Source organism: Caulobacter sp. 602-1 (assembly GCF_003931565.1).
Taxonomy (GTDB): Bacteria; Pseudomonadota; Alphaproteobacteria; order Caulobacterales; family Caulobacteraceae; genus Caulobacter.
This window is the reverse complement of the sequence record NZ_RRYI01000008.1, coordinates 59,464-74,615: the sequence shown is the minus strand read 5'-3', so window position 1 is coordinate 74,615 and position 15,152 is coordinate 59,464. Positions and strand designations below refer to the sequence as shown.

13 protein-coding genes are annotated in these 15,152 nt (G+C 68.4%); 5 read left to right on the top strand and 8 right to left on the bottom strand.

The annotated features are described in order from the left end of the window. The first annotated feature begins 10 nt into the window (after positions 1-10). Complete coding sequence (locus EIK80_RS20830) at positions 11-835, top strand: hypothetical protein (protein WP_125158935.1); 825 nt, start codon at positions 11-13, stop codon at positions 833-835. Here EIK80_RS20830 and EIK80_RS20825 read toward each other — a convergent pair. The 4 genes from EIK80_RS20825 to EIK80_RS20810 form a co-directional block, all read right to left on the bottom strand. Continuing rightward, entirely contained in the window at positions 832-1,638 is an 807-nt protein-coding gene (locus tag EIK80_RS20825; protein WP_125158934.1) for an exodeoxyribonuclease III, read from the bottom strand. The genes EIK80_RS20830 and EIK80_RS20825 overlap by 4 nt on opposite strands. Before the next feature lie 317 nt (positions 1,639-1,955). Then, positions 1,956-2,597, bottom strand: a complete 642-nt coding sequence (locus tag EIK80_RS20820; protein WP_125158933.1) for an outer-membrane lipoprotein carrier protein LolA — start codon at positions 2,595-2,597, stop codon at positions 1,956-1,958. A 122-nt stretch (positions 2,598-2,719) separates the two neighbouring features. Then, positions 2,720-5,212: a DNA translocase FtsK gene (locus EIK80_RS20815; RefSeq protein WP_199743568.1), complete on the bottom strand. Its 2,493-nt coding sequence runs from the start codon at positions 5,210-5,212 to the stop codon at positions 2,720-2,722. A gap of 304 nt (positions 5,213-5,516) precedes the next feature. Then, positions 5,517-6,365 carry a glutamate racemase gene (locus EIK80_RS20810; protein WP_125158931.1) on the bottom strand — a complete coding sequence of 283 codons (849 nt, stop codon included), beginning with the start codon at positions 6,363-6,365 and terminating at the stop codon, positions 5,517-5,519. A gap of 134 nt (positions 6,366-6,499) precedes the next feature. On the opposite strand from EIK80_RS20810, the gene EIK80_RS20805 reads away from it, so the two are divergent. The 3 genes from EIK80_RS20805 (at position 6,500) to EIK80_RS20795 (ending at position 10,258) form a co-directional block, all read left to right on the top strand. Further along, a complete protein-coding gene (locus EIK80_RS20805; protein WP_125158930.1) occupies positions 6,500-8,626 on the top strand; it encodes a M3 family metallopeptidase in 2,127 nt (708 codons plus the stop codon). 70 nt (positions 8,627-8,696) lie between these two features. Beyond that, complete coding sequence (locus EIK80_RS20800) at positions 8,697-9,668, top strand: TraB/GumN family protein (protein ID WP_125158929.1); 972 nt, start codon at positions 8,697-8,699, stop codon at positions 9,666-9,668. Positions 9,669-9,736: 68 nt separating this feature from the next. After that, positions 9,737-10,258 carry an SRPBCC domain-containing protein gene (locus tag EIK80_RS20795; protein WP_125158928.1) on the top strand — a complete coding sequence of 174 codons (522 nt, stop codon included), beginning with the start codon at positions 9,737-9,739 and terminating at the stop codon, positions 10,256-10,258. 61 nt (positions 10,259-10,319) lie between these two features. Here the strand turns inward: EIK80_RS20795 and creS are convergent, their stop codons facing one another. Then, complete coding sequence (gene creS / locus EIK80_RS20790) at positions 10,320-11,693, bottom strand: crescentin (RefSeq protein WP_199743567.1); 1,374 nt, start codon at positions 11,691-11,693, stop codon at positions 10,320-10,322. A 151-nt stretch (positions 11,694-11,844) separates the two neighbouring features. Beyond that, the gene (locus tag EIK80_RS20785; RefSeq protein ID WP_125158927.1) at positions 11,845-12,396 is read right to left on the bottom strand and encodes a carboxymuconolactone decarboxylase family protein; all 552 of its coding nucleotides are present in this window, start codon (positions 12,394-12,396) and stop codon (positions 11,845-11,847) included. Positions 12,397-12,626: 230 nt separating this feature from the next. On the opposite strand from EIK80_RS20785, the gene EIK80_RS20780 reads away from it, so the two are divergent. Beyond that, positions 12,627-13,532: a hydrogen peroxide-inducible genes activator gene (locus tag EIK80_RS20780; protein ID WP_125158926.1), complete on the top strand. Its 906-nt coding sequence runs from the start codon at positions 12,627-12,629 to the stop codon at positions 13,530-13,532. A gap of 30 nt (positions 13,533-13,562) precedes the next feature. On the opposite strand, the gene EIK80_RS20775 is transcribed toward EIK80_RS20780, so the two are convergent. Continuing rightward, positions 13,563-14,333, bottom strand: a complete 771-nt coding sequence (locus tag EIK80_RS20775; protein ID WP_125158925.1) for an ABC transporter ATP-binding protein — start codon at positions 14,331-14,333, stop codon at positions 13,563-13,565. Next, positions 14,330-15,151 carry an ABC transporter permease gene (locus EIK80_RS20770; RefSeq protein WP_125158924.1) on the bottom strand — a complete coding sequence of 274 codons (822 nt, stop codon included), beginning with the start codon at positions 15,149-15,151 and terminating at the stop codon, positions 14,330-14,332. Before EIK80_RS20770 ends, EIK80_RS20775 begins: the two co-directional genes overlap by 4 nt. Between the last annotated feature and the right edge of the window lies 1 nt (position 15,152).

Here is a 15,152-nt window from a genome sequence, read left to right as displayed (position 1 = left end):
GAACCAGACCATGTCGATCGCCCTGATCCTGGCGGCGGGCCTCCAGGTCGCCGCCGCCGAACCCGCTCCGGCCGGCCCCTCACCCCCCGGTCTCGAGGCCGTGGGCTTCGAGACCGTGCGGCGCTATGCCAGCACCGCCAGCCAGGGCGTGGCGGTCGGGCCGAAGGACGTCTACGCGGTCAGCAATTTCCGCATCACGCGCCTGGACAAGAAGACCGGCGAGACCAGAGCGGAGTGGGTCGGCGAGAAGTCGCGCTTCCCGCACATCAATTCGTGCGCCCTGATCGGCGGCGATCTGGTCTGCGCCAGTTCGAACTTTCCGGGCGTGCCCCAGGTCAGCACGGTGGAGATGTTCGATCCCGTCACCCTGGCTCACCGGCGCAGCGTCGCCCTGGGCATGGGCGCGGGGTCGATCACCTGGGTGGATCGGCGCGACGGCTTCTGGTGGGCGATGTTCGCCAACTACGACGGCAAGGGCGGCGAGCCTCCGCGCGACCATCGCCATACGACCTTGGTCAAGTTCGACGCCCAGTGGCGCCGCCTCGAGGCCTGGGCCCTGCCCGCCTCGATCCTGGAGCGCATCAAGCCGATGAGCATTTCAGGCGGCGGCTGGGGGCCGGACGGGCGGCTCTATCTCAGCGGCCACGACCTTCCCGAACTCTATGTCGTCGCCCTGCCTGCGGGCGGCGGCGTGCTGGACCATCTGGCGACCCTGCCCATGGAGGCGGAGGGCCAGGCGATCGATTGGGACGAGAGCGACAAGGGCATGCTCTACGGCATCACGCGCAAGACGCGCGAGATCCTGGCGATGAAGGCCCCGGCTCCGATCCGCTAGATCTTCAGGTCCGCCGTGACCGGGGCGTGGTCGCTGGGACGCTCCCATTCCCGGACGGTGTCGTGGACGCGCGAGGAGACCTTGCCGTCCACGATCGCTGCGTCGCGCAGACCGGGGCTGGCCAGGATGTGGTCCAGGCGCAGGCCGCGGTTGGACTTGCGGAAGTCGGCGGCGCGATAGCTCCACCAGCTGAACAGCTTCTCCGGCTCCGGCGTCGCCAGGCGCGGCAGGTCCAGCAGGTCCATCGACTTCATCATCGCGTCGAAGGCCTCGATCTCGGCCGGGGTGTGACTGACCACCTTGAGCATCTGACGGTGGCTCCAGACGTCGTTCTCGCCCGGTGCGATGTTGAGGTCGCCGGTGACGATCAGCGGCGCTTTGGGGTCGCGCTTCTTCAGGGCGGCGGTCAGGGTCTCGTAGAAGTCCAGCTTGTGGTCGAACTTCGGATTGCCGATGCGGTCGGGCGTATCGCCGCCGGCCGGGATGTAGAAGTTCTGGATGTCGACGCCGGCCACCTTGACCGCGACGCACCGGGCATGGCCCTCGCGGCAGTTCATCAGGGTCGGGACATCCTCGAACGGCAGGCGCGAGGCGATGGCCACCCCATGCCAGCCCTTCTGGCCGGCGATCTTCAGGTGCTTCAGGCCCATGGCCTCGAAGGCTTCGCGCGGGAACTCGCCCTCCTGGCACTTGATCTCCTGCATGCACAGGACATCCGGGGCCTGCTCGTCGACGAAGCGGGCGGCCTGTTCGGCGCGGAGACGGACGGAATTGACGTTCCAGGTGGCGATACGAAGGCGCATGGCTTGGCTTTAGGGGGTTTGCCGACGCCTGAAAAGAAAAACGCCCCAACGCAGGGGCCCTCAGCCGGCCGAGGGGCCGGCGCACTAAAAGAAAAACGCCCCAACGCAGGGGCGTTGGGGCGAAAGTCTAGTCTCTCATGCCGCCGCCGGGAGGGGATAGGATCCGGCACGGTTTGCGAAGCGCGGGTCGGTCGCTCTTCGCCATGCGTGTTAAATATGCCACTTCAAAACTTTAAGTCAACCCCGAGATCGGTTGATTCTTGCCTGTTGTGGTAATGTCACATTCAGCCTGGCATCGAGCTTATGCCCAGGAACAACTAGGGCTTGCCGACCCGACGACGGGGATCCGTCAGCACGAAGAGCTTGGGATCCAGCGCCGAAGTCTCGGCGAAATCGATCAGGCGCACCCGAATCTGGCCGCCCTTGATGTCGGTGACCGTCCAGCCCATCAGGCCGACCGGCGAATTGGAGAAGTCCATCGAGATCCGGCCCAGCGCCTGGCGCTTGGCGTCCTGGGCGACGATGGTGAAGCCGTCGGCCAGCGGCCGGATGTCGGTGATGATCACGCCGCGATCCAGGCGGACCTCACGGGCCAGCAGCAGGTTCAGCGGCGTCTTGCTGAGCGGATAGCTCTCATAGGTCTTCAGCCGGCTGTCGAAGATGTTGACGTTGTTGCCGTTACTAACGACCAGCAGGCCGGCTGGCGGGTCATAGGCGAACCGCGCCTTGCCCGGACGCTGCATGTAGAAGGCGCCCTGCGTCTGGGTCCCGCGCGCGTCGGTCTGCACGAAGCGGCCCTTGGCCGAGCCCAGGCCCTGGATATAGGCCGTGGCCTTGTCCAGCAGGGCCTTTTGTTCGGCGGTCAGGGTGGCCGGCACGGGCTTGGCGCCTTGCGCCAGAGCCGGAGAAGCGATCGCGGCGGCCAGGCCGGCCGCCAGAAGGAAACGGCGAGTGTTCATGCGAACTCCTTAGCGGCAACCTTTGCCTGCGCGAAGGCCGTCGCAAGGCCATTTTCCGGCGCCCCGATGAAGCGCCGTTCAGGTTGGGAGCGTCAGGAACGCGCCCGCACGGCCAAGGTTTCCTACATCGGCGGCGGCGGCGGAGCCAGGATCTCGCGCTTGCCGGCGTGGTTGGCCGCGCCGACGACGCCCTCCTTCTCCATTCGCTCCATCAGCGAGGCGGCGCGGTTGTAGCCGATCTGCAGGCGGCGCTGAATGTAGCTGGTCGAGGCCTTGCGGTCGCGGGTGACCACGGCCACCGCGTGGTCGTAGAGGTCGTTGGACCCGCCCTCGCCGGCGAAGGCGCCCTCGATGGCCTCTTCCTGTTCCTCGTCGCCGCCGGCGGTGACCTCTTCCAGGTACTGCGGGATGCCCTGGTCGCGCAGGAACTTGGCGACCTGCTCGACCTCGCCGTCCGAGACGAACGGACCGTGCAGGCGGGTAATGCGGCCGCCGCCGGCCATGTAGAGCATGTCGCCCTGGCCCAGCAGCTGCTCGGCGCCCTGCTCGCCCAGGATGGTGCGGGCGTCGATCTTGCTGGTGACCTGGAAGCTGATCCGGGTCGGGAAGTTGGCCTTGATGGTGCCGGTGATGACGTCGACCGACGGGCGCTGGGTGGCCATGATCAGGTGGATGCCGGCGGCGCGGGCCATCTGGGCCAGGCGCTGGACGGCGCCTTCGATGTCCTTGCCGGCCACCATCATCAGGTCGGCGACCTCGTCGATGACCACGACCAGATAGGGCATGGCCTCGGGACGGATCTGCTCGGTCTCGTAGATCGGCCGGCCGGCGTCGTCGAAGCCGGTCTGGACGGTGCGCTCGAAGTGCTCGCCCTTGTCCAGCGCCTCGTTGGCCTTCTCGTTGTAGCCGCCGATGTTGCGCACGCCGATCTTCGACATGCGGCGATAGCGGTCCTCCATCTCGCGCACGGTCCATTTCAGGGCCACGACGGCCTTCTTCGGATCGGTCACGACGGGGGCCAGCAGGTGCGGGATGCCGTCATAGACGGACAGTTCCAGCATCTTCGGGTCGATCATAATGAAGCGGCACTTCTCTGGCGGCAGCTTGTACAGGATCGACAGGATCATGGCGTTGACGCCGACCGACTTGCCCGAGCCGGTGGTGCCGGCGATCAGCAGGTGGGGCATCTTGGCCAGGTCGGCGATATAGGGTTCGCCGCCGATGGTCTCGCCCAGCGCCATGGGCAGGATCTGGCTGGCCTTTTCGTAGTCGGCGCTCGAGAGCAGGTCGCGCAGATAGACGGTCTCGCGCTTGGAGTTCGGCATCTCGATGCCGATGGCGTTGCGGCCCTGGGCCACGGCCACGCGACACGAGATCACGCTCATCGAGCGGGCGATGTCGTCGGCCAGGGCCACGACGCGGGCGGTCTTGACGCCCGGGGCCGGCACCAGCTCGTACATGGTGACCACGGGACCGGGGCGGATCTGGTCGATCTGGCCCTTGACGCCGAACTCGGCCAGCACGCTTTCCAGCAGGCGGGCGTTCTGGCGCAGGGCGGCGGCGTCGACTTCGGACGAGCGCGGCTTGGACTTGGCCAGCATGGCCAGCTCGGGCAGCTGGAAGCCGGCCTCGTCGTCGAAGTCGAAGGCCTTCTGCTGCTCGCGCGCCTCGCGCCCGGACTCCTTGGGCACGGTCTTGGGCTTGGCGATCGCCATCGGACGAGCGTCGAGCGAATCCTCGAAATCGTCCTCGTCGTCCTGAGCCGGCGGCGGGGTGTAGGCCCGCTCGGGCGCGCGCCGGGACACCGGAGTCGGCGTGGCCGCGACCACGGCCTCGTCTTCATCGGCGTCGATCGGCGGCAGGCGGCCCGGGCGTTCGCGCTTGGGCGGGGCCTCGGCCTTTTCCCGCTTGGCGCGGGCCGGCTTGGGGGCTGGCTCCGGCATCGGTTCCGGCTCGGCGCGGACGCGCGGCTGCAGGGCGTTGCTGACGGCGGCGTGGAGGGCGTCGGGATCAACCTCGCGCACGCCGATGGCGAAGCCCAGGGCGACGATGGCCGCGACGGCGAACAACAGGGCGGCGACGATCGTCGCGCCGGGAATGTGGGCGAAGCGCAGGACGCCGGCCACCATGTGCAGCAGGGCGTCGCCCCAGAAGCCGCCCAGGCCTTTTTCCAGCTGCCAGATCGCCGGCGGCGGGGGCGCGGCCAGAGTCGCGGACAAGGCCAGCAGGCCCAGGACGCCGACCCCGGCGCGCTGGCGCAGGTCCTTGCGCTCGGCGTCCGGGTCGGCCTGGGCCACGCGGGTGACGCCGAAGACCAGCATGAACAGGGCCACGCCCCAGCCGGACAGGCCCAACGACTGCATCAGCAGGTCGGCGATCGCCGCGCCCGGCGCGCCCAAGGCGTTGCGGGCCGGCTCGCCGGTGGCGGCGTTGAGGCTGGGGTCGGTGGCGTTGTAGGTGGCGATGGCCAGCAGCAGGACGGCGCCGATCACGGTGATGATCCCGCCCCTGAACCGGGCGGTCCAGGGCTGGACCCAGCCGTAACGGATCGCGTCCCAGAGGAGCTCCGTCGTGGATCGCCGCGCGGCTCGCGCCATGAAAGTCTCCGAACTCAACTCGTCGCGTGGACCCGTGGAAGGGGTCGAACCGCGATGTTGTGCCCGAAGAGCGTTAAGAGGCGTTTACGGCGTTCGTCAGGAAATGATTCACAACGTCGCGGTCAGGGGCGGCGGAGCTTCGCGAACGCGCGCTCAGCTAGAGGCCACGCGAAATACATCGCCCAGAACAAACCGATCCCGCAGACGAACACCCATGGCGAGTTTACGAAGGCCGGCGGCGCCGCGAACGTCGTCCACGGCAAGTAGGTCAAGCCCATCACCAGCCACGGAACCAGGACGCGGGGTGACCTAAGGCTGGATATTAGGCCGCCTCGAACGCCAGCGGGGCGCCCCAGAAGCTTTGGACCAGACCGTTCTGCGGGCCCGGCGTTCCCGTAGTCAGGAAGACGCGGCCGCCGCCCGTCCCCGGATCATAGTCGGGGTGGCGCTGCAGATAGAGCTCCAGCGCGTCGGCGGTGGCCTCGGGCTGCTGGATCAGCGGGGTGCCGGCCGGCAGGGCGGCGCGGAACAGGTCGGCGATGATCTCGTAATGGGTGCAGCCCAGCACCACGCGGTGCGGATAGCGGCCGATGCGGGTCTTCAGGGTCTCGACGTGGCTCTCGACCGCCTTGGCCAGCTCGACCACCGAGGCGTCGCCCTCGATCAGGGGCACGAGCTCCGGGCAGGCCTCGGAGAACACCGCCAGGTCCTGTTTGCGCTTGTCGATCTCGATTTCGTAGACGCGCGAGCGGACCGTGGCCGGTGTGGCGAAGACGCCCAGGATGTCCAGTTGCTCGACCTTTTCGCCGCGCCGCTCGGCCTCGTGCTCCCACGGCAGGCCGGTGGCCTTTTCGATGGTCGGCACGATGATGCCCAGGATGTTGACCGGCCGGCCGATGTCCTTGCGGTAGCCCGGCAGCCAGGTCTGCTGCAGGCGGCGCAACGCGATGGCCGAGGCGGTGTTGCAGGCCAGGACCACCAGGCTGGCGCCGCGGTCGAACAGGCGGATGCAGCCGGCCTTGGTCAGCTCGACGATGTCCTCGCCGGTGCGCACGCCATAGGGCGCGTGGGCCTGGTCTGCCAGATAGATGAAGTCCGCCTGGGGCAGACGCTGCACGAGGGCGCGGTGGACCGAGAGGCCGCCCACGCCGGAGTCGAAGACGCCGATCATGGGCCAAGCTGTAGCCGTCAAAGCGTGCGTCGTCCACGGGACTGGGCGCGGTTCCAGAAAGGTTACGCGCCTGTCATGTGACACGCCCGGGAACCTTGTTAGGGTCGCTTCCAAATCTTCACCGGAGACACTCCGTGCAACGTCGTACATTCCTGGCCTCGGCCGCCGCCACCGGCGCGGTCGCCGCCCTCAATCCGAGTTTGTCCATGGCCCAAGGCGCGAACCCCATGACCCAGAAGTGGGTCGGCCCCTACGGCGGCGTGCCGGCCTTCGACAAGGTCAAGGTCGCCGACTTCAAGCCGGCCCTGGAAACGGCCATGGCCAAGAACCTGGCCGAGATCGACGCGATCACCGCCAACAAGGCCGCGCCGACCTTCGACAACACGATCGGCGCGCTGGAAGACGCCGGACGGATGCTGAACGCGGTGTCGACCTACTATTACATCTGGGGCTCGAACATGAGCACGCCGGAGTTCCAGGTCGTCGAAGAGGAGATGGATCCCAAGCTCTCGGCGCACAGCGACAAGGTCAATCAGAACGCCGCGCTCTTCGCCCGCATCGAGGCGGTCTACAATTCGCCGGACAAGGCCAAGCTGACGCCCGAGCAGCAGCGCGTGCTGTGGATCTACTACACCAACTTCGTGCGCGCCGGCGCCAAGCTGTCGCCCGAGGCCAAGGCCCGCGTCGGCGCGATCAACACCGAGCTGGCCGGCCTCTACACCAAGTTCAGCCAGAACCTGCTGGCCGACGAGAACACCTGGATCGAGCTGAGCGACGCCGACCTGGCCGGCCTGCCGGATGGCCTGAAGGCCGCCGCGGCTTCGAACGCGGAGTCGCGCAAGCTGCCGGGCAAGTTCATCGTCGTGAACACCCGCTCCAGCGTCGACCCGTTCCTGACCGAGAGCCCGGTGCGCGCCGCCCGCGAGAAGGTCTGGCGGGCCTTTGTCAACCGCGGCGACAATGGCGGCGCGACCGACAACAACGCCATCATCAGCAAGATCCTGAAGCTGCGCGCCGAGCGGGCCAAACTGCTGGGCTACAAGACCCATGCCCACTGGCGCCTCGAGGACGCCATGGCCAAGACGCCCGAGAACGCCATGGGCCTGATGGAAGCTGTCTGGCAGCCGGCCATCGCCCAGGTCGCCATCGACGTCGCCGACATGCAGGCGATCATCGACAAGGAGGGCGGCGGGTTCAAGCTGGAGCCTTGGGACTACCGGTACTACGCCGAGAAGGTCCGCAAGGCGAAGTACGACCTCGATATGAACGAGGTGAAGCCGTACCTGCAGCTCGACAAGCTGCGCGAGGGCATGTTCTGGGCCTCGGGCCAGCTCTACGGCTTTGAATTCAAGAAGCTTTCCGGCATCCCCGTCTATCACGAGGACATCACCGTCTATGAGGTGACCCGCGCCGGCAAGCATGTGGGCCTGTGGTACTTCGACCCCTATGCCCGCCCCGGCAAGCGTTCGGGCGCCTGGATGAACGCCTATCGCACCCAGGAGCGGTTCAAGGGCGAGATCACCACGATCGTCTCCAACAACTCCAACTTCATCAAGGGCAAGCCGGGCGAGCCGCTGCTGATCTCGTGGGACGACGCCACCACCCTGTTCCACGAGTTCGGCCACGCCCTGCATGGTCTGAACGCCAACGCCACCTATCCGTCGGTGTCGGGCACGGCCGTGGCGCGCGACTATGTCGAGTTCCCTAGCCAGCTGAACGAGCACTGGCTGCCGACGCCGCAGGTGCTGAACCAGTTCGCCCTGCACTACCAGACGGACAAGCCGATCCCGCAGGCCCTGGTCGACAAGATCGAGGCCGCCGGCAAGTTCGGCGAGGGCTTCGGCACGACCGAATATCTGGCCTCGGCCCTGATCGACATGAAGCTGCACCTTGCCGGCGACGTCGACATCGACCCGGACAAGTTCGAGCGCGAGGAGCTGGCCAAGCTGAACATGCCGCACGAGATCGTCATGCGTCACCGCACCCCGCAGTTCGGGCATGTGTTCTCCGGCGACGGCTATTCGGCCGGCTACTACAGCTATCTGTGGGCCGACACCCTGACCGCCGACGTCGCCGAGGCCTTCGAGCAGGCGCCCGGCGGCTTCTACGACAAGCCGACCGCCAAGCGCCTCTACGAGACGATCATGTCGAAGGGCAACACGGTCGACCCCGTCGACCAGTTCCGCGCCTTCCGCGGCCGCGACGTGAAGATCGGAGCCTTGATGCGCAAGCGCGGCTTCCCGGTCCCGGCGGGCGCTTAGGCGCCTGACCCAAGCCCTTCTCCCGCCACGGGAGAAGGGCTAAATGGGCTCGGGGGCTGAAGGAGTTTCGATGGTCGCGTCCGCCGTTCTGGCCCTGTCCCTGCTTCTCGCCGGTCAAACCATTCCCCCGCCGCCCGTGGTCGAGCTCGGCCAGGCCCCGGCCCAGGACGAAAGCGCTGTGGTCGCCGAGCTGACCGTGGTGGCCAAGCCCAAGGGGCCGGCGATCTGGCTGGTCGAGAAGGACGGGGCCAAGCTCTACATTCTCGGCTCGGCCGCTCCCCTGCCCCATCAGCTGAAATGGGAAAGCCCGCGCCTGAACAAGGCGCTGGACAAGGCCAGCCTGGTGCTGGTTCCGCCCCAGGCGGCGGTCGGCGTCACCCAGGCGGCGGGTTTCATCCTCAGCTTCGGCGGCGGGCTGCGCCAGCCGATGGGCAAGAACTTGGAAGACCAGCTGCCGCCCGACCTGAAGGCGCGCTTCGTGGAGTCCCGCAATCAGGCCCGCAAGGGAGCGGGCGAGTACAAGAACTGGAAGCCGGGCGTGGCCGGCTTCCTGCTGCTGTCGGATTTCCGCCAGGCGGCGGGCCTCTCCGAAGCCAAGCCGGTCAGCACGGTCGAGCGCATGGCCAAGGCCCGCAAGCTGAAGGTCAAGTCGGTCGGACAGTACCGGATGAGCGCGGTGACCTCGATCGTCTCCAAGCTCTCGCCCGAGGACCAGCTCTACTGCCTGCGGGTGGCGCTGGACGAGATCGCCTATGACGGGGCCCATTCCACCACGATCGGCCAGGATTGGGCGCAGGGCGATCTGGGCTCTGTCCGCGCCCGCTATCGCGCCAGCGGCGCCCAGCGCTGCCTGCTGCGCGCGCCCGGCGGTCCAGCGCTGCTGGAGAAGGGCGTCGCCCAGACGACCGACGCCATGACCGACGCGCTGAAGCGTCCCGGCGTCACGGTGGCGGTGGTCGATCTCGGCTTTCTGCTGCCGGCCAACGGCGTGCTGGACAGGCTGAAGGCCGGCGGCGCGACGGTGAGCTCGCCCGTCGAATAGGACGACGAAGAGCGGGCGTTGACGCCCGCCCGCCCCTGCCCTCAACCTTGGCCAGAGAGGGACCCCTCATGAAGACGAAGATCGCCGCCATCGCCCTTGCGCTGCTGGTCGCCGGCTCGGCGCGCGCCGAGGTCGTGGACGCCCAGCCCAACGGATTCGAGGTCCGGCGTCAGGTCGTCATCGCCGCGCCCGCCGGCGCCGTCTGGGCGACGCTGGTCCAGCCTTCGAAATGGTGGGCCTCGGCCCACACCTGGTCGGGTTCGGCCGCCAACCTGTCGCTGGGCGCGGCCTCGGGCGGCTGCTTCTGCGAGCGGCTGCCCAACGGCGGCTCGGCGCTGCACATGACGACGGTCAACGCCGAGCCGGGCCGCAAGCTGGTGCTGGTCGGCGCGCTCGGCCCGATGCAGAGCTCCGGCGCCAGCGGGGCGCTGACCTTCCTGCTCGCCGAGAAGGACGGTCAGACGACGGTGACCGTCACCTACGACGTCGGCGGCTATTTCAAGGGCGGCCTGGACAAGATCGCCGCGCCGGTGGACGGCGTGCTGGGCCAGCAGATGGCTGGGCTGAAGGCGGCGGCCGAAGCGAAATAGGCAAGAAAAAGCTCGCCGGACCGGTCGGTCGGCGGGCTTTGGTCCTTCAGGGCTGCGAGGCTCAGGCGCTCTCGGCCATGCCCTCGTCCGATGCGCCCAGCAGGGCCATCTGCAGGCGCGCTCGGTCGCGGCGAGCCGCTTCCAGGGCGCCTTCGGCCAGGGCGGCTTCCGAGGTGAGGCGCTCGATCGTGGCCTGCAGTTCGGCGACCTTTTCCTCGTGTTCGCGACGGAGCTGGTCCTGGGCTTCCTGCATGCCGTCGAGGCGCGTGCGCAGTTGCTGAGCCCGTTCCTCGGCGCGCTTCATCGCCTTTTCCTGGGCGACGGCGCTCTTGGCCAGCTGGTCGGCGCGCTCGATCGCGGTGGCGCGGGCGGTGTCGACGCCGGCGTGGCGCTGACGCAGGCCTTCGGAATCTTCTTCCAGCGTGCGGATACGTTCCAGGGCGCGTTCCAGGGCGACGTTGAGGTCGCCGGCGCGGCGCTCGACCGCCTTCTGATGCGCGGACGACTCGGCGAGACGGGCCGAGATCTGGCCGTTCATCTCTTCCAGCTTGTCGGCGCGGCCGGTGGCGGTCTCCAGGCGGGTCTGCAGGGCCGAGATCTCGGCGCGGGCCGCTTCGACCTGGCTTTCCAGGTTGCGGATGGTGCGGCCGCTGTCGGTCTGGTGAGCCGAAAGGGCGTTCTCGATCGCCTGCGCGCGGGCGCGTTCGCCGGCCAGCTGGGCTTCAAGGTCGGTTTCGATGCGCGAGAGGCGGGCCACGTCCAGGCCGGCCTGGTCGACGCGCTTTTTCAGGGTCGCGACTTCGTCGCCCAGCAGGGCGTTGTCCTGGTTGGCGCGGGCGAGCGCCGCCTCGGCGTCGCCGCGACGGGTGTCGATGTCCTGGGCCTGGAGGCGCAGACCCTCGACGTCCTGCACCAGGTGTTCGATGCGGGCGGTGGAGTCGCGCAAGCTGGCGTCGAGGCTGGAGACCTTGAGATCCGACTGCAGCAGGGCGTTGCGCAGGCGGTCGATCTCGAGGGCGTTGTCTTCCAGCGCCGCGTCCTGGGTCTGGCGACGGGCGTCGGACTCACCAAGCGCGGTCTCGGCGGCGGCCAGGCGGGCGCTGACCTCGCGTTCCTCGGCCTGGATCTGGGCGACCTGGCGCTGGGCGTGCTCGTAGTTGGCGCGCAGGGCGATCAGCTCGGCATGTTCCGCGCGGCGGGCTTCGAACTCCTGGGCGACCGGACCGCGGATCTCGGCGATCAGCGGCTCGATGGCCTTCAGGTGCTCCATCACGCGGCCGATGCTGTCGAGGCCGCCGTGAATGGTCTCGTAGCGTTGGCCGATCGCCTGGGTGGATTCGATCTGGTGCTGCACGGCTTCGACCTGGCCGACTTCACCAAGAACGGTCGGCTTGCCGTTCTTGTTCTCGCGAGGATTCTTCGACAGCAGTCTCATATCGCCCACCTTCACCCCGTGCGGCCCCGCCGCGACCCGACAGGTCGCCTTGCGGACGCCGCGAATCTCTTACCCAGAGGTTAACAACTTAGTTTACGGGCAAGGTGAATGTCGAGGGGCCCGCGCCGCGACCGGGCGTCGCGGATGGGCCTCAGACGCCCGAAAATTGCGGACGATCCGGCCCCTCGACCGCCAGCACCCGGCCCACCGCGTGAACCACGGCGGCGATGCGCAGGGCGGCCTGGATCTGAAGAGGGTCCACGCCCCGTTTCCGCAGCTCGGCCTCGTGACTGTCGAGGCAGGCGCCGCAGCCGTTGATCGCCGACACGGCCACGCACCAGAGTTCGTAGTCGACGGCTTCGACGCCGGTATGGGCCAGCCGGTTCATGCGCAGGCGCGAAGGCAATGCGCCGTAGTCGGGCGCCTTCATTAGATGAACGGCGCGGAAGTAGATATTGGTCATGGCCATCATCGCCGCGGCGGTCTTGGCCGCCGTGAAGGCCTCGGAAGTCAGGTCCGCCTCGCGCGCGGCGATGGTGATCGCCCGCAGGGTCTCGGGTTCGCCGACCGCGCAGGCGCTGGCGACAAAGCAGCCCCAGCGCGCCTGGTCGCTCAACACGGTCTCGCCGGCCAGGACGCTCAGATTGGTCCCGATGTCCTTGGCGTAGGCGGGTAGCTGGGCGCGCAAGGCCTCAATGGACATGGCAAGCTCCGTGAGATCCGGGGCGGGCTTAGCACTAAGGGAGAGGTTCGTCCCGGTCCGCGCCGCTGGGAGGGGAGACGCGGGCGGACCGGGAACAACGGGGTGGGATCCAGCGGCGGTGGGGGGAGACACGCTGGAACTTTCACCGTGAAAGGGGTGTATGTCCGGGCCTTCCAGATATCCAATCGATAGTTTTTGGATTTTCGATAGATGCGGCCTATATAAAGGCCATGCTTCTCCCGACCCTTCGCCAACTGCAATATCTGAAGCTTCTCTCGGAGCATGGCTCGTTCAGCCGGGCCGCCGAGAGCGCCTATGTCACCCAGCCCACCCTGTCGGCCGGCATCCAGGAACTGGAAAAGATCCTGGGCGCGCCGGTGGTCGATCGGGCGCGCTCGGGGGTGATCCTGACCGCCGCCGGCCAGGAGGCGGTGCGGCGAGCCGAAGACATTCTCGCGCGGGCCGAGGACCTGGTGCAGGCCACGCGCGGCGCGGGCCAGCCATTGGCGGGCCGCTTCCGCCTGGGCGTGATCCCGACCGTGGCGCCCTACCTGCTGCCGCGCGCCCTGCCCGTCCTGCGCGACCGCTTTCCGAAGCTGAAGCTGTTCCTGCGCGAGGACCTGACCCAGCGCCTGATCGCGGCCTTGAAGAGCGGAGCCCTGGACGCGGCGTTGATCGCCCTGCCCTACGACATGTCCGGCCTGGACTGGGCCCATGTCGAGGACGATGAACTGCTGGCCGCCGCGCCCGCCAACCATCCGATGGCGGCCTCGACGCGGGTCGATCCCGACAGCCTGCGGGGCGACGACCTGATCCTGCTGGAAGACGGCCACTGCCTGCGCGATCACGCCCTGGCCGCCTGCGGCCTCGAGCCTCCGCGCGGCGTGGGCGACGACGAGACCTTCGCCGCCACCTCGCTGCCGACCCTGGTGCAGATGATCGGCTCGGGCCTGGGCGTCTCGTTCCTGCCGGCCATGGCGGTGCACGCGGGCTTGGCCGACAAGACCGCGCTGACGATCCGCCCGCTGGCGACCGAACATCCCAGCCGCGAGATCGTGGTGGCCTGGCGGGCCGGTTCCAGCCGTGGCGTCGAGGGACGGCTGCTGGCCGAAACCCTGCGAGAAACCGAAGCTTAACGCGCCGCCGGTCTGGCGGCGCGCGACATCCTAGACCGCATGCGAGATCGGACCCTCGGCGCGGCCTTCGACGAACTGGCGGACATACGGGTTGTCGGTCGTGCGCAGCTCGGCGGCCGGCCCGCGCCAGATGATCTTGCCGCCATGCAGCATGGCGATCTCGTCGCCGATGGTCTGGGCCGAGGCCAGGTCGTGGGTGATCGACACGGCGGTCGAGCCCAGGCGCCGCACCTGGTGGGAGATCAGCTCATTGATCGCCGCCGCCGTGATCGGATCCAGGCCCGTGGTCGGTTCGTCGAAGAACAGGATCTCCGGCTGGGCGACGACGGCGCGGGCCAGACCCGCGCGCTTCTGCATGCCGCCCGACAGCTCGGACGGGAAGCGGTCGGCGACGTCGGGCGACAGACGCACCTGTTCCAGGGCCTCGATCGCCCTCTCCTTGGCCGCCTTGCGGTTCAGGCCGTCGGCGTTGATCAGGCGGAAGGCGACGTTTTCCCAGACGGTCAGGCTGTCGAACAGGGCCGCGCCCTGGAACAGCACGCCCACGCGGGAGAACAGCTTGCGGCGGGCGCCTTCCGACAGGGTGACGGTGTTCTTGCCGTCCAGCTCGATCTTGCCGGCGTCCGGGCGCATCAGGCCCAGCGCGGTCTTGATCGTCACCGACTTGCCCTGGCCGGAGCCGCCGATGATGACCAGCGACCGGCCCGGCGCGACCGACAGGTCGAGACCGTCGAGGACCGCGCGGCCCTCGAAGCGCTTGGTGACGCCCTTCCAGGCGAGTTTCGGGGTCACGTCGGTCATGAAGCGTGGGTGAAGAGGGTGGTCAGGAGGTAGTCGGAGCCGAAGATCAGGATCGCCGAGGAGACCACCGCGTGGGTGGTGGCCCGGCCGACGCCCCGCGCCCCGCCCTTGGCGTTGTAGCCATGGTAGCAGCCCATCAGCGCCACGATGAACCCGAACACCGCGGCCTTGATCAGGCCCGAGACGATGTCCCAGCTCTGCAGGAAGTCGATGGTATTGCGAATGTAGACGGCCGAGCTGAAGTCCAGCACCCGCGTGGCGACCAGCCAGCCGCCGGCGACGCCGATGGTGTCGGCCACCGCGGTCAGCAGCGGCGTCATCAGGACGCCGGCCAGCAGGCGCGGGCCGACCAGATAGCGGAACGGGTCGGTCGACAGGGTGCGCATGGCGTCGATCTGCTCGGTCGCGCGCATGGCGCCGATCTCGGCGGCGATGGCGGCCGAGACCCGGCCGGCCAGCATCAGCGCCGCCAGAACCGGACCCAGTTCGCGGGTGATCCCCAGGGCCACGATCTGCGGCATCACCTGCTCGGCGTTGAAGCGCCCGCCGCCGGTGAAGATGTTCAGGGCCAGGGCCGCGCCGGTGAAGATGGCGGTCAGGCCCACGACCGGCAGCGAGAAGAAGCCGATGGCCACGAACTGGCGCCACAGCTGGCCGAGGAACCAGGGCGGGGTCAGGGCGGCGGCGACGCCGCGCACGGCGAAGACGCCGACCGACCCGACCATGCGCACGGCGGCCAGGGTCGAGCGACCCAGAGCCCGAACGGGATTGCCAGGAGAACGAGGGGCGACCCGCTGTGTCGCCTCGACCGCGGTCATG